This window comes from Luteimonas sp. Soil_C_16 (genome assembly GCF_057657295.1).
Genome location: NZ_JBDGIS010000006.1, coordinates 149487 through 175404 on the forward strand (window position 1 = coordinate 149487; position 25918 = coordinate 175404).

Genomic DNA, 25918 nt, shown 5'->3' on the forward strand with positions numbered 1-25918 from the left:
CGCGCGTTTCCGGGCGCGTCCACGGGGTGTCGCGTCTCAGCCCGCGCCCGCGATCCGCACCTTCGCGCTGGCGCGCGTGATGCGCAGTTCGTTGCCGTCCCACTGCGCCGCCTGGCCGTCGATCGTCGTCGCACCCGGCACGCTCTCGTACGGCCACTGCAACACCAGCCCACCCTCCGGCAGCCCGCTGCCGGCCGCGATGTCGAGCAGCAGCGCATCGCCGTCGCGACGCAGCGAATAGCCGACGGTGCCCTGCGGCGTCCGCATGCCACGCAGCGCGACGCCCTCGTTCAACCAGTCGGCCGGCACGCCGGCGGCGAGCACCAGGCTGTCGTCGACTTCGCGCACGTAGGCGAACATGTCCAGCGCGGAGCGCACGAAATCCGAACCCACCCAGGCATGCGGCAGATCGCCGAGGAAGAACGGCTTGCGCGGCGTCGGCGTCACCACTTCGCCCCACTGGTTCCAGGGCTGCGGCGCGCGATGGCCGAAGAACCACTCGCGCACTTCGGTCGCACGCTCGCGCCAGCCCAGACGCACGAAGGCAGCAACGTTGCGCCATTCGTAGGGCGTGTAGTTCTCCCACTGTTCGCGGCCGTCGCGGCGGGCGGTGAACTTCTCCCAGTAACGCTCGAAGGTGTTGGTCAGCAGCGGCTCGGGCAGACGGCCCTGCTCGCCGCCGGGGGCGAGCGCGATCGTCGTGGAGGTCGCGTCGAAATCGCCGAGTTCGGCGGCACCGGGCAGGAAGTCGATGCCGTGCTGCTCGGCGGCCTTGCGCAGCGAGGCATCCAGATCGACGCGGAACTCGTCGCGCGCGGCGGCCATACGCTTGGCGTCGTCGGGCTTGCCCAGCGCCTCGGCGATCTCCACCGCGTCCTTGTAGCCGCGCAGCGCCCAGAAGTTGTCCCAGTACGAATGCATCGGCTTGGCCGAATAGCCTTCGTGGCTGATCGAGGCCGGCATCATCCCGTAGAAAGCCGCGTTGAGTTTGCGGTTCTCCTCGGTGCGTTCGCTGGCGCGCAGTTCTTCCATGTAGGTGTACGCGCCCAGCACGTGCGGCCACATCGTCTGCAGGAAGGCGTCGTCGCCGGTGTAGCGCCAGTACTCGGCGATGTTGAAGATCAGCTCGCCGTGGCTGTCGTTCTCCGGCACCGGATCGCTGCCGCGATCGTCGACGCAGCACGGCACCTTGCCGTTGTCGAACTGGTACGGCGCATAGAACTCCACGTAGTCCTTGACCACTTCCGGACGACCCATGCGCAGCAGGCCTTCGGAGATCATCGCGCCGTCACGGATCCAGCTGCGCGCGTACGAGCGCGTGCCCGGCTGCAGACGCGGCCCGATGCGCGAGATCAGCATGTGCGCCAGCGACGTGCGCAGCGTGTCGGCCAGATCCTTGCCCGCTGCCGGCACGTCGAAGCCGACTTCGTCGAGCTTGCCGTGCCACTCGCGCGCCATCGCGTCCTGCATCGACTGCGCGTTCCAGTTTTCCGGCGCGCTCGCCATCTCGCCGGTCATCGGAATCAGCAGATCGAACTCGCGCGACTCGCCCGGCGCCAGACGCACGGTGTAGACCAGCGCACCGGAGGCCATCTTCTGCGGATCGTCGACCTCGGTCGTCGTCGGCCAGGTGCGGGTCGCCAGATGCTCGACGTCCATGCCGGCGTCGAACGTGGTCGCGAACGCGGCCTGTGCCGGCTGCCGCGCGAACACGCGCGGCGTGCCGTCGACGCGCACGCCGTCGGTGGTCACGGCGAGCTGGCGCAACGGGCTGACGCCGCCGGTGATGTTGAGGAACTGGGTCGGCGGATTGACCTGCATCGGCCGCACCGCGAGCGCGAGCTGGTAATCACGCGCTTCGCCGCCCGGATTGCTGAGCCGGTAACGCGCGACCAGCTGCGAATCCTCCGGCGTGCCGCGGGCGAAACCGGTCACCCGCAGGCCCAGCGCATCGTGCGTCCAGTCGACGCTGGGAATCGGCAGGTAATCATCCTGCAGGGTCTGCGCGATCTGCGCGTCGGCCCAGGTCACCAGCGTGTCGCCGACGCGCACGAAGGGTTCGATCGAGAAACCGCCGGCCGCGACTTCGATCGCACCGTCTTCGCCGATCAGGCCCTGCTGCAGGCCACCGTCGATGCCGAGGATCGTCCAGTAGGTCTGCTCGCCGCTGAAACCGCGCGGGAACTGGCCCTTGGGCCGGTCCTTGGCGACCGCTTCGAGCACGTCGTTGGGATGCTCGGACATCGCCAGCGGTTGCACGGCGACTTCGCGCAGGGCGAAACCGTCGGCCGGGCCTTCGCGCAGATCGAGGCCGATGTAGCGCGCCTCGGCTTCGGGCAGTGCCAGCCAGTCGACGTCGCCATTGCCTTCGGTCACTTCACGCACGGGGGTCCACTGCTCGCCATCGGCGGACAGCGACACGGCATAGCTCGACGCGTGACGACCGGGCTGCCATTGCAGGCGCAGGCCGCCGAACTCGCGCACCTTGCCGAGATCGAGCACCACGTTCTGCGGCGCCGCCGCGGTGGTCCATGCGCTTTCGGCGTTGCCGTCGACGAGGTTGCCCACACCCTCGGGCGTCGTCGTCGACGCGGCGCTGGCGGTCAGCGGCGAGGTGTCGTCGGGCGGCAGCGTTTCGAACGTGAGCTGGTCGAAACAGACCGTGCCCTTGCCCCCGGCGTTGTTGTAGATCGTGAACTCGAGCTTCTCGGTCGCGCGCAGGGTCTTGTCCTGCTCCGGACCCCAGGCCTTGTCGATGTGGCGCTTGCGGTAGCGGACGTCGGTCCAGTCGGTCGGGAAGTCGTATTTCGGCCGGTTGACCCACCACACGTTGTCGCCGCTGGCGTCGATGACCTTGAACTGCAGATCGTTGGCCGGCGATTCGCCGCGCATGCGGAACGCGAAACGGTAGTTCTCCGGATACGTCATCTTCAGATCACGCTGGATACCGACGTGGCCGGACACGCCGTTGTAGTCGTAGTCCAGGCACAGCGCCTTGCCGCCATCGACATCGACCTGGCGCAGCGCGCCGGTGACCTGGTTCGAGGTCACGACGGTCCACGTCGACGGATCGTCGAAGTCGTCGAGGATGCGGATGCCCTCGCCCGCCGCGGGCGCGGCGGTGTCGCCGGTCGGCGTCGGCGCGACATTGCAGGCCGCGAGCGCGGCGGTCAGCGCGGCGATGCCGGCGACGCGTGCGGTGCGGAAACGGTCGGACGACGCGATGGCGACGTCAGCCAGCGCCATGTCGGTGTCGGCAGGCGCGCGCGCGGCGCGGGTGTCGAGGGTCTTCATGCGGTGCGGTGGCTCCGTGGTTCGGACGGGTATTGCGGTTTGATCTGCAGCCGCGCTCGCGCGCGATGTGGCGGTACTGGAATCGCTTCAGCACGCGATTCACACAAGAGGATTTCGCTGCCGTCCATGGCGGAACCGCACAGGCGCCGGATGGTCTGGCCATGCCATCCGTGGCATGGCGTTCGCAAGCCCGCGGACCTGTGTTCCGCAAGCGGGCTTGCTCACCCCTTCACGCTGCCGAGCAGCAGGCCCTGGATGTAGTAGCGCTGCAGCGCGAGGAACAGCAGCAGCACCGGAATCACGGTGACGACGGCGCCGGCCATCATCATCTCGACGTCCTGGATGTGCTCGCGCGACAACGCTGCCAGCGCGACCGGCAGCGTGTAGTTGGTCTGGTCGGTCAGCACGATCAGCGGCCACATGAAATCGTTCCACGCGGCCATGAAGGTGAAGATGGTCAGCGTGACCAGTACCGGCTTGAGCATCGGCAGCACGATCTGGAAGAAGATCCGCATCTCGCCGGCGCCGTCGATGCGCGCGGCTTCGAGCAGTTCGTCGGGAATCGAACGCGCGTACTGGCGCACCAGGAAGATGCCGAACACCGTCGCCAGGCCCGGAATCACCACCGCGCCGAAACTGTTGACCAGGCCCATGCCCTTCATCATCAGGAACAGCGGCAGCATCGCCACCTGCGCAGGAATCACCAGCGCGGCGAGCAGGATCTGGAAGATCCGCTCGCGGCCCTTGAAGCGCAGCTTGGCGAAGGCATAGCCGGCCATGGTGTTGATCAGCAGCGCACCGACCGTGATCGCCGCCGAGATCATCAGGCTGTTGGCGAAGTAGCGCCCCATGCCGGCGCGCGCGAACAGCTCGTGATAGTTGTCGAAGGTGATCGCCGAGGGCAGCAGCGGCGGCGGAAATCCGCTCGCCTCGCCGGTCGGCATGAACGACACCGACAGCATCCACGCCAGCGGCGCGAGCGCGACGACCGCCAGTGCGATCAGCGCACCGTTGACCGCCCAGGCCGACCAGCGCGTCGCGCCGACTTCGTGATACGCCGCGATCCGGCTCATACCAGCTCCCGCTTGCGCCCAAAGCGCAGCAGCAATGTGGTGACGCCGAGGATGATCAGGAACAGCAGGAACGCCACCGCCGACGCGCGGCCGAGGTTCCACCACATGAAGCCTTCCTCGTACATGAAGTACAGCACGCTGACCGTGCTCTGCAGCGGATCGCCGCGCGTCATGACGTACGGTTCCGCGAACAGCTGGAAGTAGCCGGACACGGTGATCACCGCGACCACCAGCAGCACCGGGCCGAGCATCGGCAGCGTGACGTGCACGAACTGCTTCCAGCGCGAGGCGCCGTCGATACGCGCGGCCTCGTACAGGTCTTCGGGAATCGCGGCGAGGCCGGCGATGAAGATCACCATGTTGTAGCCGAAGTTCTTCCACACGGCGAACAGGATGATCGTCGGCATCGCCCACGCCGGATCGCCCAGCCAGTCGACCGGCGCGATGCCGATGTGGCCAAGCGCCCAGTTCACCAGGCCGTAGCTGGTGTGGAACAGATAGCGCCAGATCACCGCCACCGCAACCAGCGTGGTCACCACCGGCGCGAACAGCGCAGTGCGGAACAGACCCTTGAAGCGCGCGACCTTGGCGTTGAGCAGCAGCGCGGCGCCGAGCGAGACGCCGATCGACAGCGGCACGCCGATGACGACGAAGTACGCGGTGTTCCCGAGCGACTTCCAGAACAGCGGCGTTTGCAGCAGATCGAAATAATTGCCCAGCGCGACGAAGCGCAGGTTCGACATGTCCGACAGCGCGTAGAGATCGAAGTCGGTCAGGCTCAGCAGCAGCGCGGACGCCACCGGAATGCCGAAGAAGATGCCGAGCACGATCAGCGCCGGCCCGGCGAAGATCCAGCCTGCGGTACTAGCGCGCATGGGCGGCACCCTGATCCGTAGTGTGCGATACGCTGATCGCACCGATGGCCTTGCCTTCTTCCGCCTCGCGCTCGCGCACCCAACGACGCTTTTCGAGCAGCGTGTCCACGCGCGCGTCGAGGGCCTGCAACGCCGCGTCCTGCGCCATGCCACCGCGCACCACGCGCTCGCTCATCAGGCGCATTTCCTGCACGATCCGCTCCCACTCCAGCACCTTCGGCGTCGGCTCGACGCGTTCGAGCTGGTCGCGGAACGCCTGTGCGTACGGGTCTTCGCGCAGCTCCGGAAATTCCCAGGTGCTGCGACGCGGCGGCAGATTGCCGATCATCGCGTGGAAACGCTGCTGGATCTCGGGGCGCGACAGGAATTCCATCAGCTGCCAGCTCGCGTCCTTGTTCGGCGAATCGCGGAACATCACCAGTGACGTGCCACCGGCGATGCCCGCACCCGGACCATCGGGACCGGGCAATGGTGCCGTGCCCCACTGGTCCTGCAGTTCGGCCGGCAGGCGGGTGCGGAATTCGCGGATGTTCCACGGACCGGAGACGTAGAAGGAGAAGAAGCCGCGACCGAATTCGTCCCAGACGTTGGAGATCTGGGTCTCCGACATGCGCGGCGCCCAGCCCTGCTCGAACATGTTGGTGTAAAAGCCCAGCGCACGGCTGAAGCCGGGACTGGTGAAGTTGCCGCGGCTGTCGTCGTCGCGCAGCAGCGGATCGCGCTGCTGCAGACCGAACGACAGCAACTGCTCGAACTCGTTGAGCGGCAGCATCACTGCGTAGCGATCCGGCCCGACGTGCGCCTTGACCGCCGCCATCGCGGTTTCCCACTCCTGCCACGTGCGCGGCAGGGTGTCGACGCCGGCCGCGGCGAGGATGTCCTTGCGGTAGAAGATCAGGCGCGTGTCGACGTACCACGGCACGCCGAGTAGCGTGTCGTCGACGACGTTGGTGTGCCAGATACCGGGAAAGTAGTCGGATTCCTCGATGACGTCGGACGCGTCGACCCGCGACTGCAGCGGCTCCAGCGCACCGAGCACCGCGAATTCCGGCACCCAGGTGTTGCCGAGCTGACAGATGTCGGGCAAGGCATCGGCCGCGAATGCGGTCAGCAGTTTTTCGTGCGCGGAGGTCCAAGGAATCTGCTGGATCTCGACCCGGATGTCCGGATGCTCGCGTTCGAAATCGCGCACCAGTTCCGACACGACCTCGGCCTCGCGGCCCATCGCCCAGAAGCGGACGACGGTCTGTTCGTCGCGCCGCGCGCAGGCTGCGAGCAGCACGAGCGCGAGCAACAGACAGACGAGGCGCGCCGCCGCGGGGATGCGGCGGGCGCCGGGATCGCGTCGGAATGCGCGCAAGGGCTTACTCCGCCGGAACCGGATCGGAGGCGCGCGACGGCGCCGGAGCCGGCGTGCGGCCATCGCGGTCAGACGTCTGGTTCGCAGCGCGCGACTCAGCGATGCCCATCGAGCGTGCCATCGCCGCCTCGGCGTCCGGCGGACCGGAATCCTTGGGCTCGTCCTCACCGGCCAGCCAGCCGCCGGTGAAGCCCGCGCGTTCCAGACCGGCGCGGATGTACGGATTCTTCTTCATCACGTTCCAGACGAAGTCGTTCCGGTAGTTCGCGATCATCGCCAGGATCGGGCCCTGGTCGATCGCGATGTAGTCGCTCGCCACCCAGCCCTTGCCCGGCACGATGCGACCGGTCTTCAGCGGCACGCCTTCGTACGTGAAGCTCGGGTTGAACGAATCGAGGAAGCCGTAGCTCGAGTACAGATAGTCGCCGTAACGACGGTGCATCTCCTCGGTCGCCGGGATCACGATCTCGGGCGCGAACGCGATCGAGGCGACTGCCGCCGTCGGCGCGATGGTGCCGTCGTCGAACGCCACGTCCAGGCCTGCGCCGCGCGCGCTGTAATGACGGAACTCGCGCTGCTCGCCGTTGAAATCCTGGTCGGTGCGCTGCGGACCGTCGCTGGCGGTCAGACCCCAGACGTTCTCGCCGTAGTCCTTCCAGCCCATCGGGTTGTCGATCGCGTACTGGCGCTGCGCATACGTCGCGCGGCGGCTGTTCTCGAAGTAGTCGATGCCACGGCGCTGCATGTAGTCGTCGCGGATGCCGCGGAAATCCACCCACACGTGCGTGTACTGGTGACCGAAGTGCGGTGCGAAGCTCAGGTATTCCTGGCCGCGGAACACGCCCCACAGCTTGTCGTAGGTCCGCGTCCAGACTTCCCAGGCTTCCGGGCCGACCGGATGCGTCGGCGAGCCGAGCGCGAGGATGTAGACCAGCATCGCCTCGTCGTAACCGGTCCAGTCGTGCTCGATGAAGCCGCTCTCGGGATACCAGCCCATCGAGATCAGCGGCTTGCGCTGCTGCAGGAACGGCCAGCGCACGTTGCGGTACAGCTTGTCGGCCAGTTCGCGGATCTCGACCTCGCGCGGATCGTCGCGGTCGTAATACGACTGCGCGAACAGCACGCCCATCATCAGCAGGCCGGTGTCGACGCTCGACAGCTCGACCCACGGCTCGAAGCGGTGGCCGTCCTGCATATCGATGAAGTGATAGAAGAAGCCCTGGTGGCCCGCGGTGCCGGTGGCCTGCGGGCCCATCTTGACGCTGCTGAAGAACTTCAGCGTCGTCAGCGTGCGATCCACCGCCTGCGTGCGGCTCACCCAGCCACGCTCGATACCGATCGGATACGCGGTCAATGCATAGCCCACCGCGGCGACGCTCGAGAACGGACGCGACGGAAAGCGGTCCGGGGTCAGGCCGTTGACCTCGTTGGTCGTGTCCCAGAAATACTGGAACGTGCGGCGCTCGATGTCGGCGAACAGCGGCGGCAGCTCCGGCGGGCCCTTCACTTCTTCCACGGGCGCAGCCACCTCCGGCACCTGCTCGATGGGCCCCGGTTTCGGTGGCGGCACATCGGGTTCGGCAGGTGCCTGCTTGCCGCAGCCGGCCAGGAACAACGCGGCAAGCGCGACGAGCATCAGGAGTTGGAACGCACGGAGACGGGATTGCATCGTGAAGGAAACCTCGCGCTGAAATCGTTTACAGGGGCCAGTATAAAACTGCCGGTCGCCCGAAGGGGACCGGCAGCGGGGTTTTTTACCAGTCGATACCGAAGGACAGCTTGAACGTACGCGTTGGGAGCAGAATCTCATTGCCGCTGCGCGAACCGAAGTTCTCGTTGACAGTGAGCTGCGCGTCATTAGCGCCCCAGCCACCACGGTTCAAGTCGTACTGGTTCCAGTTGCGCCAATTGAACGCGTTGAGCACGTCGGCGCGCACCTTGAACGAGATATCGGTACCGGTGTCCCAACGCCGCTCAAGCGAGAAATCGAACTGCTTGAACCCGAACGTGCCGTCAGGTGTATAGGGATCGTAGAAGCAGTACGGATTGCCTCGTGCCGGATCGGCGATGCAGTTGGTTGCGTTGCGAGGCGTCGGGCTCGCGACGATCAGTTTGGCGCTGAACGTCGTCTCCCATGGAAGCTCGTAGATGCCCGAGAGCACGAGACGATGCCGGGCCAGACCGGTGGAACGATAGAAACGCTGGTCGACGCGCGAGCCGTCGAAATAGAACGACTCGCCGTTCGATGCGTCTGAACGGTTCTCTTCCGCATCGCTAAACGTGTAGGCCACATTGAATCCCCAGCCCGAATCTTCGGTGTAGGGCTTGTCGAACGACAGCAGCAGCGAGTTGAGGTTGTACTCAATGCCGTTGTCACCAAGGATCAGGTTGCCGTAACCGGGAATGGGCTGATCAAACGGCGCGCCGCCCCACGTCGCGTCGGGAGCGCCCGCAACACGATGGAAGCTGCCGTCCTCGTACCGGTTGCCGAGACGGAAGTAGATGCCGTCGCGACTGCGGATATGCGCGACGGTCGCCGAGGTGCTCCAGTTGTGGCCCATCACCTGCCACTGGCTGCGGATACCGAGACTGAACTGGTCGGAGTACGGCGTTTTCAGGTCGTTGTTGAGTGCGTACACCTCGCCACCCGAGCGCGGGTTCGCAGCCGTATAGGCAGCGATGCCTTCCGGGGTCAACAGTGCTGGATCGAATGGCACACAGTTCGACGCGGTTGCCGAATCGCAGGGATGCAGCGGCGTGTCGAAGCGGATTTCGTAGCCCGTGAAGGCGCCACCGTAATATTCACGCGCCATCTGGTCGAAGATGTTGCGATCGTACGCGCGACCCGCACCACCGAAGAGTACGTGGGTCTCGTCACCGCTCAGATCGTATGAAAAGCCGAGTCGCGGCTGCCACGCATTCTTCTGGTTCTTTCGGTTCCGGCCGTCGCTGATGAAGTCCTCGCGGTTGTAATCGGCGTTGTCAAGATTGCTCCAGCCGCGTATTGCCGCTGCGATGCCGGGGTCCATTATATTGTCGGTGTAGCTGGGGTTGTCCTCGTAGTCCCAGCGCAGACCGAGATTGAGCGTCAGCCGATCGTTGACCTCCCAGTCGTCCTGGATATAGATGCCGAACTGCTTGTTACTCGACTCCACGTTCGGATTGCGGCCCTCCAACGGTGCGGAGAACGTGATGCGATACGGCTGCGTCAGACCTTCGTTGACATCGTAGAAGTACTGCGGGAACGGGGGATTCTGCTGGAAGGCATTGAGGTCAACCTGTTTGTACTTCACACCCATCTTGACGGTGTGACCCTCCCATCCGAAGAAAGTCAGATCATTCTGGAAACCGACGCCACGCTGGCCTTTGTCCTGGAAGGTCGGACCGCCGCCAACGTTGAGCACGCCCAGATCGAGGACGGCGGGGTTATTGGGGTCGATGATCGTGTAACGCAGTCCGGGCGCCGCCGTCACCGGCACCGGGTTGTAAGCAGCTTCTTCGAACGTGATGTGGGCATCGTTCAACCAGTCCGTACTGCTGAACTGATAGCGCAGATCCACGCGCGTCTCATCGTTGGTGAAATTGGTCGCAAACGACGGCGTGCTGATGTCGTTTCCGGGACTGATTGAATCCTCTTCCCGGTATCGCAGCGACAGTTCGATCAAGTGCGCGTCGGCCAGCTGCAGGCTGAGCTTGCCGAAGTAGAGGTCCTGATTGAACGGGACGCTGTAGCCGCCGTAGAGGCCAGCGAGATCGGCCGGTAGCAGTGACGGGTCGAACACCGTCGGTGGCCGCGTGTCCTTCGGTACCACGAAGTCCTTGGCGTCATACGCAACGAAGAAGTGCAGACGATCACGGATGATCGGGCCACCGAGGGTGACACCGTACTGCTCTGTCACCTGCTTCTGCTGCACGCCATCCTGGATCTCGCGCGGCGTTCTTGCCGTCCACTCGTCCGCGGTGCGGTCCCAGAAGAAGCTACCGCTGAAGTCATTGGTACCCGACTTGGTGACGGCAGTCACCGCTGCGCTGCTGATCTGGTCGTACTCGGCCTTGTAATTCGAGGTAATGACCTTGTATTCGCCGATCGCAGACTGCGGGAACGGATTGCCGCGACTGTCGTCCTGACCAGTGATGCCGCCCGGCGTCACGTAGTTCTTCTGGCCTACGCCATCGATGAACACATTGATGTTGTTCGACCCCTGCGCACCGCTGCGCAGCTGGGACTCGGTCCCGTTGGGCGAATTGACGAACTGCATGCCCGGCACGGTGTCGGCAAAAGCCAGAAAGTTGCGCGAATTCTGCGGCAAGGATTCGATCTGCTTTTGCGACACGTAAGTCGCGATTTCAGACGTCTTGGTCTCAACCAATACGTCAGCGGTCACGGTCACCGCGTCCAGATCCGTGGCTTCCCCTGTCGGCGCCGCTTCGGCAACACCTCCCACGCCCAGGTTGAGCGTGGCGGTCTGGCCGATCGCGACAGTCACCGTCTGCGAAGTGCTCTGTCCGTTGGCTTCGACCTGCAGCCGGTACGTGCCTGGCGGAAGACCCGCAAGGTTGTAGCTGCCGTTCGCGCTCACGCCGACGCTCCGGCTCAGACCGGTGGCCGTGTTTACAGCCGTAATGCGTGCATCGGTTGCTGGCGTGGAGTCCACCATCACCTGGCCGCGGATCGTGGCGGACGTGGACTGGGCCAGCAGCGCGGGCGCCGCCATCGCCAGGCAACCGCCCAGCGCGATACTGAGAAGTGAGCGCGAGAAGGCGCGCGGCCGGGTGTCGCTGTGTGTCATGTCGTCGGTCTCTATCTTCAGGGGATGTTTGTACGGACGGCATTCCCGCCGCCCTGTGTGCCGCGAAGCGGCGGTGTCACCTCGAACGTCCGTCGGAAAGACCCACGACACATTCGCCGACATACGACGTCACGCATGTGCCCCTGCACACACGGTGATGCGTCGGTATCGGACTTGATGTCATGCAACCCCTCCCAAGGCGCCGACGTCGACCGGTCATGACCGGTTCGACGGCTCTCCACTGGACGATGAGTCAGTGGCAGTGCCACTCGAATCACGGATCACGAGCGCGGGCTCGAGCAACGCGGTATGGACCGCGACCTCTGCATTCCCCGCATCCTCGATCTCCAGCAACGCCTTCAATGCGCGCGCGCCCAGTTCAGCGATGTCGACGCGCATCGTCGTGAGCGATGGGTGAACGTAGCGTGCAAGCGGAATATCGTCGAAGCCCACGACCGCGATGTCTGCAGGTGTGCGCACGCCACCGCGGCCGAGTGCATACAGACAGCCGATGGCCATCATGTCGTTCGCGGCGAACACCGCATCGGGTCGTGCATCGAGCGCGAGCAGCGCCTGCCCCGCACGATGTCCGGAGTCTTCGTCGAACTGGCCCGGCAGCTCCCACGGCGTGTACGTCTCGCCCGCGGCCGCCAGTGCATCGCGATAGCCGCGCTTTCGCTCGCGTGCGTCGTCGTTGTCTTCGGGTCCGTCGATGAAGGCGATGCGCGTGTAACCCGCGTTGACCAGATGCGCGACCATCGCCCGCGCGCCGCCGTAGTTGTCGATGCCGACCGACAGCTGCGGCCGGCCCTGCGCGGCATTGATCAGCACCATGGGCAGGCTGGCGTCGACGTTGCGTTCGAGGAAGTCGACGTCGTGCACGTAGGGCGACATCAGCAGCAGGCCGTCGACGCGGCCGCGCATCGCACGCAGGGCGGCGCCCTGCTCTTCCGGATTGCCGTGGTAGCTCGACACCAGCAGATGCTGGCCGCGGGTGCGCGCCACCTGGTCGATGCCGCGCATCAGTTCGGAGAAGAATTCGCCATGGATGTCGGGCAGCACCACGCCGACAGTCTGGGTGCGCCGGCTGCTGAGGCTGCGCGCGGCGTGGTGGGGGCTGTAACGCAGTTCGGCGGCGACGGCCAGCACCCGCTCGCGTACCGCTTCGGCGACGTTCTGGTGGCCGTTGAGGGCGCGCGACACCGTCGCAACCGACACACTGGCGGCCTTGGCCACATCCTTGATCGTCACGCTCAAACCGCACCCTCCCGCTCTCGCGATGGGCCGGACTGTAAGCGTTTCCACAATGTCATGTAAACCGGATGTAACGAACAATCGATGCTGCACTGCACTATAAAAGCCGCGATCTGCAGGCTATTTCGTCGATCGTGCCGTGGCGATCAGGGCAGCACCGGGCGGAACGGCCGCACGTCGACGCGCACATAGACGCCGGCCTCCACGTACGGATCGGCGTCCGCCCAGGCCCGCGCATCGGCCAGTGAGCCGAACTCGGCAATGACGATGCTGCCGCTGAAGCCCGCCGGGCCCGGATCCTCGGCATCGATCGCCGGGCACGGGCCCGCTAGCAGCAAGCGGCCCGCATCGCGCAGCGCGATCAGGCGTGCAAGATGCGCCGGGCGTGCCGTGCCACGACGCGCGAGCACGTCCTCGCCGTCATAGCCTTCGATCGCGTACCACATGGGCGTCCCCTGTCCGTTCGTGAGGCGCGCAGTGTAGCGAGCGCGCCCGCTGGACAGGTCCGGCAGGCACCGCGTACTCTGTGCACCAGCATCCGGCCAGTTCGCCGCCCGTCACGTCTGCAGACGCTGCCGCACGCGGTCGCCCCACCGGCCCGGTCCAACGCCCTTCCGATCTCCGCGCCTGCCCTGCATGCAGACGCGCTTCGCGCTTGGCGACGACCGACCCAGACGAAGATGTTCCGCAGCACCGTTGTCCCCGCGCCGGCCCGAGCCGCGCAACCGACCGGATCCGCTTTCCCGCGGCCCGCCGAGCCGTCGCCCCGCCCTGCCAGCGATCCACTGCCCGTGATCCATTCTCCGCGCCCGAGCGCCCCGCTGCTGTTGCCTATCGAATGACACAGCCTGCACCCGACGCCAAGGCGTCCGCCAATGCCGCCCAGCCGCAGCAGCAGGAATTCCCGCTGGCGCTGGTGCATGGCCAGCCGGTGCTGCAGATCCCGCAGGATCTGTACATTCCGCCGGATGCGCTGGAAGTCATCCTCGACGCGTTCGAGGGCCCGCTCGACCTGTTGCTCTACCTGATCCGCCGCCAGAACCTCGACATCCTCGACATCCCGGTCGCCGACATCACCAAGCAGTACGTCGCCTACATCGGCGTGATGCAGGAGCTTCGGTTCGAACTCGCCGCCGAGTATCTGGTGATGGCCGCGATCCTGGCCGAGATCAAATCGCGGATGCTGCTGCCGCGTCCGCCCGTCGAAGAAGGCGAGGAAGGCGACCCGCGCGCCGAGCTGGTGCGCCGGTTGCAGGAATACGAACGGTTCAAGCAGGCGGCCGAAGACATCGACCGGCTGCCGCGCCAGGATCGCGACACCGCGCCGGCGCAGGCCACGTTGCCCGAGCGCACGATCAACCGCGATCCGCCGCCGGTCGATCTGCGCGAGATGCTGCTGGCGCTACACGACGTGCTCAAGCGCGCCGAGCTGTTCACCGGTCATGCGATCCGTCGCGACGCCCTGAGCGTGCGCCAGCGCATGGGTGAAGTGCTGACAAGGCTCACCGGCGGTCATTTCCACCGCTTCGAGTCGCTGTTCGAACCCGAGGAAGGTCGGCTGGGCGTCGTGGTGACGTTCCTGTCGATCCTCGAGCTCACCAAGGAACGCCTGCTCGACATCGTGCAGGAGGCGCCGCTGGCGCCGATCTACATCAAGTCGCTCGCCGATGCCGACGGCGCCGCGCCGCCGACCACGTTCTCCAGCGAGTTCGACGATGACGTCCCCGAACCCGCCCAGTCCTGACCACCGACCGGATCTCCGAACAGTCCCGATGGAACAGACCTTCATCAACCGCATCGTCGAGGCGGCCCTGCTCGCCTCGTCGCAGCCGCTGACCGTGGCGCAGCTGGAAACGCTGTTCACGCTCGACGAACCCGCGCCCGAGGGCAGCCTCAAGCAGGCGCTCGTTGATCTGCAGGCCGCGTGTGCCGATCGCGGCGTGGAACTCGTGGAGCTGGCCTCGGGCTGGCGCTACCAGGTGCGCGGCGACGTGCACGGCTGGGTGTCCCGGCTGTGGACCGAGCGCCAGACCAAGTACACGCGCGCCACGCTGGAAACCCTGGCGCTGATCGCCTATCGCCAGCCGATCACCCGCGGCGAGATCGAGCAGGTGCGCGGTGTGGCGACCAACAGCAACATCATCAAGGCGCTCGAAGAGCGCGAGTGGATCCGCGTCGTCGGCCATCGCGACATGCCCGGCCGTCCGGAACTGCTCGGCACGACCAAAGGCTTCCTCGATTACTTCGGCCTGCGTCGTCTCGACGATCTGCCGCCGCTGTCGGAACTCAAGGATTTCGCCGAGCTCGATCCGCAGATGCGCTTCGCCGGCACCGACGCCGCGGACCGCTCGGTCGGTGGCATCGCGTCCAACGACGACACCGTCGCTGACGACGCCGATCCCGACACCGACGACGCAGACGACGCCCCACACGACGCGGACACCGGCAGCGACATCGCCGCCGCCGCCGCCGCCGACGACGTTCCGCACGACGTGCAGGACGCTGATGCAGCACCCGGGGACGACGACGGCGACAGCGCCGGCGACGCCTCCGATGACGACACCCAGACCCCGTCGGACGGTTCGTCCGACGACGACACCGCAACACCCAACGCACAAGACGCCCTCGCCGCAGACGGCGACAGCGACCGGAGCCATTCATGACGCAACAACGCAATACCGACAAACCCGCCCGTTCCCCGCTGTCGCTCAAGCGCGGCGAAGCCCCGGCCGCGGATGCCGCGCCGAAGCTCGAAGAGCGCCTGCACAAGGTGCTGGCGCAGGCCGGCCTCGGCTCGCGCCGCGCGCTCGAGCAGCGCATCGCCGACGGCCTGGTCAAGGTCAACGGTGAAGTCGCCCAGACCGGCATGTCGATCAAGGGCAGCGACCGCATCGAGCTCGACGGCAAGGTGTTCGTCGCCAGCGCGCTGACCGAACCGGCGCGCGTGCTGATCTACAACAAGCCCGAAGGCGAAGTCACCACGCGCGAAGATCCCGAAGGCCGCCCGACGATCTTCGAGGCCCTGCCCGCGCTCAAGGGTGCGCGCTGGATCGCGATCGGCCGTCTCGACATCAACACCACCGGCCTGCTGCTGCTGACCACCGACGGCGAACTCGCGAACGCGATGATGCATCCGTCGTACGAAGTCGAGCGCGAGTACGTGTGCCGCGTGCGCGCGCCGGAAGGCGAAGAGACGGTGTCGGACAAGCTCGTCGATCGCCTCAAGCGCGGCGTCGCGCTGGAAGACGGTCCGGCCAAGTTCGACGAGATCGAACGCATCGGCGGCACCGATTCGCACGACTGGTTCCAGGTACTGCTCAAGGAAGGCCGCAACCGCGAGGTGCGCCGCCTGTGGGAATCGCAGGGCTGCCAGGTCAGCCGCCTCAAGCGCGTGCGCTACGGCCAGGTCACGCTGCCGCAGCCGCTGCTGCGCGGCCAGTCGCAGGAACTGCCCGACGTGCAGGTCGAAGCGCTGCGCAAGGAACTCAAGCTCGAGGAAGGTCCGCCGCCGGCGTTGACGCTGCAGCCGGTCATCGGCCAGCGCAAGGCCGCCAAGTCGACCGTGCATCTGGGCAAGGGCGGCGCCGGCAAGGCCTACGTCAACGGCCAGAACAGTGGCGCCGACGAAGGTCGCGAACTGCGTCGCTTCGACCACGTGCGCGAAGACCGCGGCCGTGGCCGTGGCGGCCCGCGCAAGCCGCACGGCGGCCTGACGGTCAGCGGCGACGCCGCGGCCAAGCAGTCGCAGAAGCCGTTCAAGCAGCGCGCCGACAAGGGCGCGCGTGCCCTGCCCGAGGGCAATCCCGCCGCGTTCCGCACCTGGTACGTGCCGGACGGCGTGGAGACCGGCCCGACCGGTCACCGCAACGCCGACGGCCGCGGCCCCAAAAAGCCCTACGGCGGCCCGGGCGGCGCGAAGAAGCGCGGCCCCGGTGGTCCCGGCGGCGCAGGACAGGGCCCGCGCGGTGCGGGTGGTGGCGGTCCGCGTGGCGCAGGCAGCGGTGGCGTCGGACAGGGTCCGTGGGCCTCGCGTCCGGCCGGTGGCGGCGGTGCTCCGGGTCGCCCGCGTGCGCCTTACGGTCATCCCGACAGCGCGCCGAGCTTCCCCTCCGATCACGCCAATCCGGGCGGCTTCAATCCCAACGCCGGCCCGCGCGGTCCGCGTCCCGGCGGCGGCAACCGCGGCCCGAAGGGTCCGGGTGGCCCCGGCGCACGTGGCCCCGGCGGACCCGGCGGTGGCAATCGTGGTCCGGGCGGACGTCCGCCGGGCGGCGGCAATCGCGGCCCGCGCAGTGGCGGTGGCGGCGGTCGCTGATCGCACGCACATCGTGATGTGTTGACGCACGGGGCCTTCGGGCCCCGTGTTCGTTGGTGGCCTCTGTTTTCCGGTTTGCATCGGTGGCTAGACTCGACGCTTCTCACGACGAGTCCGCGCATGACCATCACCGGCGACGCCATCAACGATCTGATCCGAGCGAACGCGCCGGCGGCGATGCACGCCCTGCTGCCGCCGCCCTGCCTGCTCGACATGGAAGGCGAATTTCTCGAATACGAAGACGGCGTGCGGATGTCGCTGCGCTTTCCGGTGCTGCCGCGTTATCGCAACCCGATGGGCAACATGCAGGGCGGTTTCATCGTCGCCGCGCTCGACAACACGTTGGGACCGTTCTCGTATCTGATCGCGCCGCCCAGCGTCACCGCGACGCTCAACACGCAGTACCTGCGACCGGTCACGCCGGAGACCCCGCACATCGTCTGCGAGGCGCGCCTCGTCGCACGCACGCGCAACGTGCTGCATCTCGCGGCCGAGGCGCGCAGCGAGGACGGCAAGGTGTTCGTACTGTGCCAGGCCACGCAGCAGATCCTGCCGCCGCGCAGCGCCTGAGACTTCATACCCGCTTCACCGCGCCGCCATCGGCGCTCCATCCACGCGATCGAAACTGGTGTCCTGCTCGAAGCTGGAGACCGACGGTTTGGACAAAGACGCGCAATTCGATTTCGATGTCGTCGTGGTGGGCGCGAGTTTCGCGGGCGCCGCGTGTGCGCTCGCTGCGCGCGAAGCGGGCCTGCGGGTCTGCGTGCTCGAACGCAAGCACGATCCCGGCATCCGCCTGCACACGACCGGCATCATCGTCGCCGAAGCCTTCTCGCAGACGCGGCTCGGGCGCATGCCGCATGCCCTCTTCCGACGTGTGCCGCGCGTGCGGCTGTACGCACCGAGTCTCGACAGCCTGCAGTTGCAGGCGGACGACTACGCTTTCCTGACCACCGACACGCCGAACGTCCTGCGCTGGCTGGCCACCGAGATGCGTGAGGCCGGCGTCGATCTGCGGCTGATGCAGTCCTTCACCGACGCGCAGCGCAACGGCACTGGCTGGCAGATCGCAGGACTCGGCAGCACCCGTTGGCTGATCGGCGCCGACGGTGCGAAATCACGCGTGGCCCAGCGCGCCGGCCTCGGTCTGGTCGATGCGTTTCTCTACGGCGTCGAACACGAATTCCACGGCGTCACGCTGGCGGAGCCCGATGCCCTGCACTGCTTCATCACTCGCACGCTGGCGCCCGGCTACATCGGCTGGGCGGCGCAGTCGCCGACCGGCGTGCAGCTCGGACTCGCGTTCCGGCATCGCGCAGACCGGCATGGCGTACCGGACATCGACGGTTTCCGCGCGCGCGTCGGCGAAGGCCTGGGCCTGTCTTCGAGGCTGCAGCCCGACGCGACACGCGCCGGCCTGATTCCCTGCGGCGGCCCGGTGGAACGCCTTGCCGCACCCGGCGTGATCCTGACCGGTGACGCGGCCGGCATCGTGTCGCCGCTGACCGCCGGCGGCATCCATTCGGCGTGGGCGCACGGCGAGGCGATCGGCCGCGCGATCGCGCAGCACCGGCTCGGCGCCGATATCGCGCCGGAAGGGATCGCCGAGACCGCGGCGCCCCGCTTTCGCGTCAAACGCTGCCTGCGCTGGGCCTTCGATCATCTGCAGATGGACTGGCCGGTGAATCTGCTGCTGCATTCGCCGCTGCTGCGTCGCGCCGCCGAGCAGGTCTATTTCCATCGCCGCGGCAGGCGCCACGCTTCCGCATGAATCCCGAATTGCACATGCGAAAACGCGCCCGCCGGAGCGGACGCGTTTCGAGTGCCGCACTTGCAGCGCCTCGGCGCCGCTCGCTCAGGCGGTCTGCAACTCGCGCGAGCCCGCCATGCGACGCGGCCGGCTCGGAAACGCATGACGCAGGATGCGCCAGGACACTTCGCCGAACTGGCGCGGCAGCGAGCCGGTGTTGTACGGCTGACCGTAGCGCTGGCAGATCTCGCGCACCTCGACCGACAACGCGGCGTAGCGATGCGCCGGCACGTCGGGGAAGAAGTGGTGCTCGATCTGGTGACTCAGGTTGCCGGTCAGCAGGTTCATGACCTTGCCGCCGCCGATGTTCGACGAGCCACGCAGCTGACGCATGTACCAGTGGCCGCGCGACTCGTTGCGGATGCTGTCCTTCGGAAAGGTCTCGACGTCGGCCGTGAAGTGGCCGCAGAAGATCACCACGTAGGTCCACACGTTGCGGATGCCGTTGGCGACCAGGTTGCCCAGCAGCACCGGCAGGAAGAACGGACCGGCCAGCAGCGGGAAGATCAGATAGTCCTTCAGCAGCTGGCGCCCCATCTTGCGACCGACCGGCGCGAAATCGCGCGCCAGCTTGCCCTTGGGCATCTTGCCGGCGAAGAAGCGGCCGAGCTTGAGTTCCTGGATCGCCACGCCCCACTGGAAGTACAGCGCGAACACGACCGCGATCACCGGCTGCATCAGATAGAACGGGCGCCAGCGCTGTTCGGGGAAGATGCGCAGCAGGCCGTACCCGATGTCGTCGTCCATGCCGCGGACATTGGTATAGGTGTGATGGCGGAAGTTGTGCGAATGGCGCCAGTTGTCGCCGGTCGCGACGATGTCCCACTCGTACTTGTTGCTGTCGAGTTCGGGATCGTGCATCCAGTCGTACTGGCCGTGCATGACGTTGTGGCCGACTTCCATGTTCTCGAGGATCTTGGCCAGCGCCAGGAACACGACGCCGGCGATACATGCCGGCCACAGCAGCCACGGCACGAACGCGCCGCCAATGGCACCGACGAACAGCAGGCCGCGGCCGAGCACGGCGCAGTAGCGCACCCAGCGCACGACGCGACGGATGTAGGTGGCGTCGACCTTGCCGACCTGGGCCATCGTGCGCGTGTGCAACGCATCGAGCTCGGCGCCGAAGGCATCGAGTTCCTGCGTGGAGAGACGGCGCGAGGCGGTGAGCTTTGACATGACGACTCCGGAATTCAGAAGCAGGGTCTTTCGAGACAGAGCGGAACGTTTCGACGCGGCGTGTTTCAGAGATCGAGCACGAGATCGGACACGGCGCTGCTGATGCACAGCTTCAGCGCGGCCGTCGCCTCGGTATTGGCGGCGCCGGTGCGCAGATCGCGCGTGGCGCCGGCCGACTTGCCGCAGACGCAGGTATTGCAGATGCCCATGCGGCAGCCGGATTTCGGCTTCAGCCCTTCGGCCTCCAGCGCCTGCAGCAGCGGCACGCCACGCTGCAGTTGCAGCGCGCGACCGCTGCGCGCCAGACGCACTTCGACCATGCCGCTGTCGTCGCTCAGCGGACGCGGCGGCGGGGTGAACGCTTCGGTGCGCAGCAAGGGCACGCGATCTTCGACAAGTCCGGTGGCCGTTGCGACGAAGCCGCCCGGGCCGCAGGCGAACACCTGGCGCGTGGCGAGATCGGGCACCAGCGTGTCGAGCAGTCCGGCGTCGATCCGACCGGCCGCTTCATCATCCGCGGTGGCGGCTTCGCGCGTCAGCACGAAACGCACCTCGAAGCCGGCATGGCGCGCGGCGAGCGCGCGCAGTTCGTCGACGAAACACAGCTCGGCGCGCGTGCGCGCCCAGTAGACCAGCGTCAGCGGCACCGGCATGCCCTGCCCGGCCAGCTGGCGCACCAGCGCCATCAGCGGCGTGACACCGCTGCCGGCGGCCAGGAACAGCCAGTTGCCTTCGACCTGGGCCGGCAGCACCAGATCACCGAACGCCGGCCCGATATCGAAGACGTCACCGCGCCGCGCCGCGGCCAGCAGATGCCGGCTCATGCGGCCCTCGTCGACGCCCTTCACCGTGACCGTGATGCGGCCATCGGCGGCGACCGGCGCATCGAGGCTGTAGCTGCGGGTGATCCGCACGCCGTCGATGTCGGCGGTCAGGTTCACATGCTGCCCTGCCTGCGCGCCGCCCCAGTGCCGATTGGGCTTGAGCGTCAGCGTGACCGCGTTGGACGCGGCCGGCGCATGCGCGACCACGCGGGCGAGCGGACGCTCCCAGCTCCAGGTCGGATGCAGGCGCTGCGCCCAGAAATCGAACACGGGCGGCACCACGAACGGCGTGGCGAGCCTGCGCAAGCGGCTGCGGCGGGACGGCTTCAGGGGCTGGACGGTCGACATGGGAGGCACTGTACACCCATCCGCACAGCCGTGTATACACTTGTACATTAATGGACACTGCTATGCTGATCGCCCAGTCTTCCGACGGCTCAACGTGACCGCCCGCACCCTTGCATCAGACAGCGGCGACTCCGGCCAGAGCGCTTCGGAGAGCCAGGCCGGCCGCAAACCGGTGATCGTCCGCGAGGATCTGATCAAGGCCGCCCTGCGCCTGACTGGCGCCCATCGCAGCGTCTCGACCCTGAGCCTGCGCGAAGTGGCGCGCGAGGCCGGCATCGCGCCGAACAGTTTCTATCGCCAGTTCCACGACATGGACGAACTGGCCGTCGCCCTGATCGAGCTGGCCGGCGAATCGCTGCGCAAGATCGTCGGCGACGCCCGCAAGCGCGCCGTCGCCGGCCGCAGCATCGTCCGCGGCTCGCTCGAAGCCTTCATGGAACGCCTGCGCGCCGACGACAAGCTGCTGCACGTGCTGCTGCGCGAAGGCACGGTCGGCTCGGACGCCTTCAAACGCGCGGTCGACCGCCAGCTGCAGTTCTTCGAAGTCGAACTACGCGCGGATCTGGTCCGGATCGCCGCAGCCCAGGGCATCGTGTTCCACGAGCCGGGTCTGGTGGCACGCGCGATCACCCGCCTGGTGTTCGCAATGGGCGGTACCGCGCTGGATTCTCCGCCCGAGCGCGACGAAGCGCTGGTGGACGAGCTGTCGCACATGATCCGCATGCTGCTGCGCGGCGCGCATGCGATGGGGAAGGTGAAGGGCGCGCGGTGAGGTTTGGGCTTTGATCCGGCTTTGTGTTGAGACACCTCGATAAGTCGGACCACCATCGAAGACGCGCCGTCGTCCCAGCGAAAGCTGGGATCCATTCTGATTTTCGCGCCGCTCGCAGGCGCTCGGTCAATTCGGCCGTCGCCCCGGCGCAGGCCGGGGCCCAGTGACTTTCGATTCGGGACACGGACAAGTTCCGTGATCAGCACGCTGCGCCCCGAGAATCAAAATGGATGACCAGCCATCCGGCTGTTGAAAGGCGCTTCCAGCGTGCGCTGGGATGACGGGCTCAAAGATTCGTAGCTGCACGCGCGAAGTCGCTGGGCCCCGGCCTGCGCCGGGGCGACGGGTCTCGAGCATTGCGTGAGCGATCAGCACCAGCGGCGCGAGGCGCGCGACCTCAAACAATCTCGAACCGGTCCGCATCCAGCATCGCCGGGAAGTGTTCCCGATGCGCCCGCAACTGCTCCGCCGACAACGTCGTCGTCGACACCACTTCCTCGTCCGTCGATTCGCTCAGCGGCTGGCCGAGCATGTCCAGCACCGCGCTGTCGCCGGAATACGCCAGGCCGTTGCCGTCCGTGCCGACGCGATTGACGCCGACCACGTAGCAGAGATTCTCGATCGCCCGCGCGCGGAGCAGGGTTTTCCACGCGTACGCGCGCGCGGCGGGCCAGTTGGCGACGAACAGTTGCAGGTCGAAATCCAGTCCGTCCGGGCGCTCGACGTCGAAGCGGTTGCGGCAGAACACCGGAAACCGCAGGTCGTAGCAGACCTGCGGATTGATCCGCCAGCCTTTCCACTCGACGGTCAACCGATCGCGACCGGCGGCGTAGCGCTTGTGTTCGTTCGCGTAACGGAACAGATGGCGCTTGTCGTAGTGCGTCAACGCGCCGTCCGGCGTCGCCCACAGCATGCGGTTGTAGACACCGTCGCCATCGCGCAGCTGCACACTGCCGGTCACTGCCGCATCGAGTGCGACCGCCTGCGCGCGGATCCAGGCGACGGTCGGGCCGTCCATGTCTTCCGCGCGATCGATCGCGTCGTTGCTGAAGCCACTGGTGAAGGTCTCGGGCAGGACGACCAGATCGGTCACTCCATGCAGCGGCGCGATCAGATCGCCGTAGTACGCACGGTTGGCCGCCGGGTCGTGCCACACGGTGGCGCCCTGGACGGTGGACACGCGGAGGTTCTGCATGAGGCGATCCTTGAGCCGCGTCTGCGCGACCGATGTCCGATTCTCGGCGCTGCCGCGGACGCGCTCAAGCGCATGGGTGGAACGGCGCGTCAACGCCGGCTCCACCTGGTGCTGCATACCGTGGCCGCAGCCAGCCAGCCCACCACGGAGCCCGCCATGCCCGAGACCATCTACGACGCCCTGCGCGAAAGCCATGAACGCCAGCGCTCGCTGTGCCGCAAGCTGCTGCGCGCGCCGCCGCACAGTGAGCGCCGCGTCGAACTGTTCACCGATCTGCGGATCGAGCTGGCGGCCCATGCCGCTGCCGAAGAGCGCTTCCTCTACGCGCCGATCCTGATGCACGACGCTGGACTGGACGCCTCGCGCCATGCCCTGCACGAGCATCACCAGATGGACGAACTGGTGGAGGATCTGCAGACGCACGACCACGCGGGCGCGGCCTGGATGGCGAAAGCGAAGCAGCTGTCGGAAAAGGTGCACCACCATCTGCGCGAGGAAGAGCGCAAGTTCTTCCAAGTGTCGGGCAAGCTGCTGACCGACACCCAGAAGACCCGCGCGGCGCAGCGCTACCGCCGCGACCACGCACGCATGGAAAAGAAACTTCGCGAGGCGTGAGTTCTACGCGCTCAGCGCAACGTCCTGTCGCGCCGGCGCTTTACGACGATGCACAGTGCGTTGCGGGCGCAACGCACTTCGCGTGTCGCGGAAATCGATGCGCTCCAGTCTCGGCACCGACGCCGGGACCTGCAGACCGTCATTTCACCGCCCCGCCCGCCGCCTTCTGCTCGGCGATGAAACGCCGCACTTCCTCTTCCAGCACCGGCAACGGCACCGAGCCCAGATTGAGGATGGTGTCGTGGAAGGGCCGCTGGTCGAACGCCGGGCCGAGTTCGCGCTCGGCTTCGGCGCGCAGGTCGAGGATGGTCTTGTAGCCGATGTAGTACGACAGCGCCTGGCCCGGCCAGGAGATGTAGCGGTCGATCTCGGTCACCACGTCGTGGCGCGCGAGCGCGGTGTGGCTGGCCAGATACTCGATCGCCTGGTCGCGCGTCCAGCCGTATTCGTGCAGGCCCGTGTCGATGACCAGGCGCGCGGCGCGCCACATTTCGAACGTCAGCCGGCCGAATTCCTCGTACGGCGTTTCGTAGATGCCCATGCGCGTGCCGAGCCATTCGGTGTACAGGCCCCAGCCTTCGCCATAGCCGGAGAAATAGGTCTGCTGGCGGAAATCCGGACGCGCTGGTGCTTCGAGCGCGAGGGCGGCTTGGAAGCTGTGGCCGGGCGCGCATTCGTGCAGCACCAGCGCCGGCAGGTTGTACAGCGGACGCGACGGCAGGTCGTAGGTGTTGAAGAAACAGGCGTCCAGGCCGCCGCGGCCCGAGGTATAGATCGGCGCGATGTCGTCGGCGACCGGCAGAATCGTGAAGCGGTAACGCGGCAGCGTGCCGACCACGTACTGCAGCTGGCCGTCGATCTTCTTGGCGATCAGCGAGGCTTCGCCCAGCAGCTCGCGCGGCGTCTTCGCATAGAACTTCGGATCCGTCCGCAGGTACTCGATGAAGGCCGGCAGGTCGCCTTCGAAGCCGGCGCGCGTCATGACCTCGCGCATTTCCGCGCTGATGCGCTCGACCTCGGCGAGGCCGAAGTCGTGGATCTCGCGCGCGCTCATGTCGCGGGTGACGTACTCGCGGATCTGCGTCTGGTAGAACGCGCGGCCGTCGGGCAGATCGCTCGCGGCGATCGTCGTGCGCGTACGCGGCAGGTACTCGCCGCGGATGAAGGTCAGCAGCTTCGCGTAGGCGGGAATTGTCTGCTCCAGCACGACGCGCCGGCCTTCTTCGCGCAGTTGGGTGCGCACGGGCTCGGGAATCGTGTTGGGAATGCGGTCGAAGGTGACCAGCAATGGATTCGTCTCGCCTGTCAGGACATAGGAATCGAGCGTCTTATCGCGTCCTTCGAGCGTCGCGCGCGGCACGCTCCAGCCACGCGCCAGGCCGGCTTCCATGTTCGCGATCTGCTCGTCGAAATAGCGCGGCACGTCGGACAGGCGGCCGATGAACCGGCGCCAGTCGGCCTCGGTCTGGAACGGCTGACGCGGATTGATGCCGCCCCAGAAGAAGCTGTCGCTGTTGAACGGTGCCTCGTACGTACGCCAGCGCGCACTGGCTTCGCTGGCTTCGATCGAGGTGCGGAACACGGCGGCGTTGATGCGCTCCTCGCGGCCCAGCTGGTCGAGCGGAATGGCGTCGAGCGCATCGAGCGCCGCCTTCCAGTAGTCCGCGCGGCGCGCCCAGGCCTCGGGCGTTACCGACGGCAACCGGTCACTGCCCTGCCAGCGCCCGTCCACCTTCTCGCGCACGAATTCGGCCTGCCGCCATTCCCACTCGCGTGTGTAGAGATCGCGCAAAGCGGTCTCGGCGGCGTTCGCCGGCGGCGCGAGTACCGGCGCAGGCGTTTCCTGCGCGAGCACGGGCGACGCGATGCCGAGGGCGAGCGACAGGGACAGCACGAGGCGGGACAGCGTCATGTGGCGACGCGGGGCGAAGGACATCGGCGACTCCTGGAAAGCGGTGGTGGTCGTATCGGCCCGCATGGGAGACGCGGGCGATCCTGCAAGGATGCCGGGAATGGGTTTGGCGTGCATGCGCGGCGCTGTGCCGAGTGCGTCGGATGCGGTGGCTGTTTCGCGGAGAGCTGCCCTCACCCTGCCCCTCTCCCAAGGGGAGAGGGGCTCGACACTGGGCGCTCGTCGTCCGCCGCAAACGCCCCGATCGCATCAACAAAGCCCTTCTCCTTCCGGAAGAGGGGTTGAGAGGAGGGCAAACGCCG

19 protein-coding genes are annotated in these 25918 nt (G+C 66.9%); 7 read left to right on the forward strand and 12 right to left on the reverse strand.

The features are described 5' to 3' along the window. Nucleotides 1-36: 36 nt before the first annotated feature. The 8 genes from AC3A5T_RS12715 to AC3A5T_RS12750 form a co-directional block, all read right to left on the reverse strand. Nucleotides 37-3294, reverse strand: a complete 3258-nt coding sequence (locus AC3A5T_RS12715; RefSeq protein WP_487628887.1) for a discoidin domain-containing protein — start codon at nucleotides 3292-3294, stop codon at nucleotides 37-39. Nucleotides 3295-3515: 221 nt separating this feature from the next. Beyond that, nucleotides 3516-4367: a carbohydrate ABC transporter permease gene (locus tag AC3A5T_RS12720; RefSeq protein ID WP_332077510.1), complete on the reverse strand. Its 852-nt coding sequence runs from the start codon at nucleotides 4365-4367 to the stop codon at nucleotides 3516-3518. Next, on the reverse strand, nucleotides 4364-5242 hold the full coding sequence (locus AC3A5T_RS12725; protein WP_232138087.1) for a carbohydrate ABC transporter permease: 879 nt from the start codon (nucleotides 5240-5242) through the stop codon (nucleotides 4364-4366). Before AC3A5T_RS12725 ends, AC3A5T_RS12720 begins: the two co-directional genes overlap by 4 nt. Continuing rightward, nucleotides 5232-6566, reverse strand: a complete 1335-nt coding sequence (locus AC3A5T_RS12730) for a sugar ABC transporter substrate-binding protein (RefSeq protein ID WP_487628979.1) — start codon at nucleotides 6564-6566, stop codon at nucleotides 5232-5234. Before AC3A5T_RS12730 ends, AC3A5T_RS12725 begins: the two co-directional genes overlap by 11 nt. 40 nt (nucleotides 6567-6606) lie before the next feature. Next, a complete protein-coding gene (locus AC3A5T_RS12735; protein WP_332077512.1) occupies nucleotides 6607-8271 on the reverse strand; it encodes a glucoamylase family protein in 1665 nt (554 codons plus the stop codon). An 85-nt stretch (nucleotides 8272-8356) separates the two neighbouring features. Further along, nucleotides 8357-11392 (reverse strand): TonB-dependent receptor, encoded by a 3036-nt coding sequence (locus AC3A5T_RS12740; protein WP_487628888.1) that lies wholly within the window; start codon nucleotides 11390-11392, stop codon nucleotides 8357-8359. Between the two features lie 216 nt (nucleotides 11393-11608). Continuing rightward, nucleotides 11609-12649: a LacI family DNA-binding transcriptional regulator gene (locus tag AC3A5T_RS12745; RefSeq protein ID WP_487628889.1), complete on the reverse strand. Its 1041-nt coding sequence runs from the start codon at nucleotides 12647-12649 to the stop codon at nucleotides 11609-11611. A gap of 143 nt (nucleotides 12650-12792) precedes the next feature. Beyond that, a complete protein-coding gene (locus tag AC3A5T_RS12750; protein ID WP_487628890.1) occupies nucleotides 12793-13092 on the reverse strand; it encodes a YciI family protein in 300 nt (99 codons plus the stop codon). Between the two features lie 392 nt (nucleotides 13093-13484). Between AC3A5T_RS12750 and AC3A5T_RS12755 the strand changes: the two genes are divergently transcribed. The 5 genes from AC3A5T_RS12755 to AC3A5T_RS12775 all read left to right on the forward strand — a co-directional run bounded on the left by AC3A5T_RS12755 (nucleotide 13485) and on the right by AC3A5T_RS12775 (nucleotide 18732). Beyond that, the gene (locus tag AC3A5T_RS12755) at nucleotides 13485-14390 is read left to right on the forward strand and encodes a segregation and condensation protein A (RefSeq protein WP_487628891.1); all 906 of its coding nucleotides are present in this window, start codon (nucleotides 13485-13487) and stop codon (nucleotides 14388-14390) included. A 28-nt stretch (nucleotides 14391-14418) separates the two neighbouring features. Further along, nucleotides 14419-15309 carry an SMC-Scp complex subunit ScpB gene (gene scpB, locus AC3A5T_RS12760; protein ID WP_487628892.1) on the forward strand — a complete coding sequence of 297 codons (891 nt, stop codon included), beginning with the start codon at nucleotides 14419-14421 and terminating at the stop codon, nucleotides 15307-15309. Next, nucleotides 15306-16961, forward strand: coding sequence for a pseudouridine synthase (locus AC3A5T_RS12765; RefSeq protein ID WP_487628893.1), 1656 nt, complete (start codon nucleotides 15306-15308; stop codon nucleotides 16959-16961). Before scpB ends, AC3A5T_RS12765 begins: the two co-directional genes overlap by 4 nt. Before the next feature lie 120 nt (nucleotides 16962-17081). Next, the gene (locus tag AC3A5T_RS12770; RefSeq protein WP_487628894.1) at nucleotides 17082-17531 is read left to right on the forward strand and encodes a PaaI family thioesterase; all 450 of its coding nucleotides are present in this window, start codon (nucleotides 17082-17084) and stop codon (nucleotides 17529-17531) included. A gap of 58 nt (nucleotides 17532-17589) precedes the next feature. Then, entirely contained in the window at nucleotides 17590-18732 is a 1143-nt protein-coding gene (locus AC3A5T_RS12775; RefSeq protein WP_487628895.1) for an NAD(P)/FAD-dependent oxidoreductase, read from the forward strand. An 84-nt stretch (nucleotides 18733-18816) separates the two neighbouring features. Here AC3A5T_RS12775 and AC3A5T_RS12780 read toward each other — a convergent pair whose 3' ends face one another. Both AC3A5T_RS12780 and AC3A5T_RS12785 read right to left on the reverse strand, forming a co-directional pair. Continuing rightward, nucleotides 18817-19950 (reverse strand): fatty acid desaturase family protein, encoded by a 1134-nt coding sequence (locus AC3A5T_RS12780; RefSeq protein ID WP_332077520.1) that lies wholly within the window; start codon nucleotides 19948-19950, stop codon nucleotides 18817-18819. Nucleotides 19951-20015: 65 nt separating this feature from the next. Continuing rightward, the gene (locus AC3A5T_RS12785; RefSeq protein ID WP_487628896.1) at nucleotides 20016-21122 is read right to left on the reverse strand and encodes a ferredoxin reductase; all 1107 of its coding nucleotides are present in this window, start codon (nucleotides 21120-21122) and stop codon (nucleotides 20016-20018) included. Between the two features lie 94 nt (nucleotides 21123-21216). Between AC3A5T_RS12785 and fabR the strand changes: the two genes are divergently transcribed. After that, entirely contained in the window at nucleotides 21217-21894 is a 678-nt protein-coding gene (fabR, locus tag AC3A5T_RS12790; protein WP_487628897.1) for an HTH-type transcriptional repressor FabR, read from the forward strand. Nucleotides 21895-22291: 397 nt separating this feature from the next. On the opposite strand, the gene AC3A5T_RS12795 is transcribed toward fabR, so the two are convergent. Next, the gene (locus AC3A5T_RS12795) at nucleotides 22292-23089 is read right to left on the reverse strand and encodes an amidohydrolase (protein WP_487628898.1); all 798 of its coding nucleotides are present in this window, start codon (nucleotides 23087-23089) and stop codon (nucleotides 22292-22294) included. Between the two features lie 156 nt (nucleotides 23090-23245). Here AC3A5T_RS12795 and AC3A5T_RS12800 point away from each other — a divergent pair, with 156 nt between their 5' ends. After that, complete coding sequence (locus AC3A5T_RS12800) at nucleotides 23246-23704, forward strand: hemerythrin domain-containing protein (protein ID WP_332077523.1); 459 nt, start codon at nucleotides 23246-23248, stop codon at nucleotides 23702-23704. A 139-nt stretch (nucleotides 23705-23843) separates the two neighbouring features. Here AC3A5T_RS12800 and AC3A5T_RS12805 read toward each other — a convergent pair whose 3' ends face one another. After that, a complete protein-coding gene (locus AC3A5T_RS12805) occupies nucleotides 23844-25640 on the reverse strand; it encodes a DUF885 domain-containing protein (protein WP_487628899.1) in 1797 nt (598 codons plus the stop codon). Nucleotides 25641-25918 lie beyond the last annotated feature (278 nt).

What these genes read in the sequence shown, in the direction of transcription:
- AC3A5T_RS12770 (WP_487628894.1), top strand. Translation starts at nt 17,082, where the DNA reads ATGACCATCACCGGCGACGCCATCAACGATCTGATCCGAGCGAACGCG.
- AC3A5T_RS12800 (WP_332077523.1), top strand. Translation starts at nt 23,246, where the DNA reads ATGCCCGAGACCATCTACGACGCCCTGCGCGAAAGCCATGAACGCCAG.
- AC3A5T_RS12715 (WP_487628887.1), bottom strand. Translation starts at nt 3,294, where the DNA reads ATGAAGACCCTCGACACCCGCGCCGCGCGCGCGCCTGCCGACACCGAC.
- AC3A5T_RS12750 (WP_487628890.1), bottom strand. Translation starts at nt 13,092, where the DNA reads ATGTGGTACGCGATCGAAGGCTATGACGGCGAGGACGTGCTCGCGCGT.
- AC3A5T_RS12735 (WP_332077512.1), bottom strand. Translation starts at nt 8,271, where the DNA reads ATGCAATCCCGTCTCCGTGCGTTCCAACTCCTGATGCTCGTCGCGCTT.
- AC3A5T_RS12765 (WP_487628893.1), top strand. Translation starts at nt 15,306, where the DNA reads ATGACGCAACAACGCAATACCGACAAACCCGCCCGTTCCCCGCTGTCG.
- AC3A5T_RS12795 (WP_487628898.1), bottom strand. Translation starts at nt 23,089, where the DNA reads ATGCAGAACCTCCGCGTGTCCACCGTCCAGGGCGCCACCGTGTGGCAC.
- AC3A5T_RS12780 (WP_332077520.1), bottom strand. Translation starts at nt 19,950, where the DNA reads ATGTCAAAGCTCACCGCCTCGCGCCGTCTCTCCACGCAGGAACTCGAT.
- AC3A5T_RS12785 (WP_487628896.1), bottom strand. Translation starts at nt 21,122, where the DNA reads ATGTCGACCGTCCAGCCCCTGAAGCCGTCCCGCCGCAGCCGCTTGCGC.
- AC3A5T_RS12720 (WP_332077510.1), bottom strand. Translation starts at nt 4,367, where the DNA reads ATGAGCCGGATCGCGGCGTATCACGAAGTCGGCGCGACGCGCTGGTCG.
- AC3A5T_RS12805 (WP_487628899.1), bottom strand. Translation starts at nt 25,640, where the DNA reads ATGTCCTTCGCCCCGCGTCGCCACATGACGCTGTCCCGCCTCGTGCTG.
- scpB (WP_487628892.1), top strand. Translation starts at nt 14,419, where the DNA reads ATGGAACAGACCTTCATCAACCGCATCGTCGAGGCGGCCCTGCTCGCC.
- AC3A5T_RS12740 (WP_487628888.1), bottom strand. Translation starts at nt 11,392, where the DNA reads ATGACACACAGCGACACCCGGCCGCGCGCCTTCTCGCGCTCACTTCTC.
- AC3A5T_RS12725 (WP_232138087.1), bottom strand. Translation starts at nt 5,242, where the DNA reads ATGCGCGCTAGTACCGCAGGCTGGATCTTCGCCGGGCCGGCGCTGATC.
- AC3A5T_RS12755 (WP_487628891.1), top strand. Translation starts at nt 13,485, where the DNA reads ATGACACAGCCTGCACCCGACGCCAAGGCGTCCGCCAATGCCGCCCAG.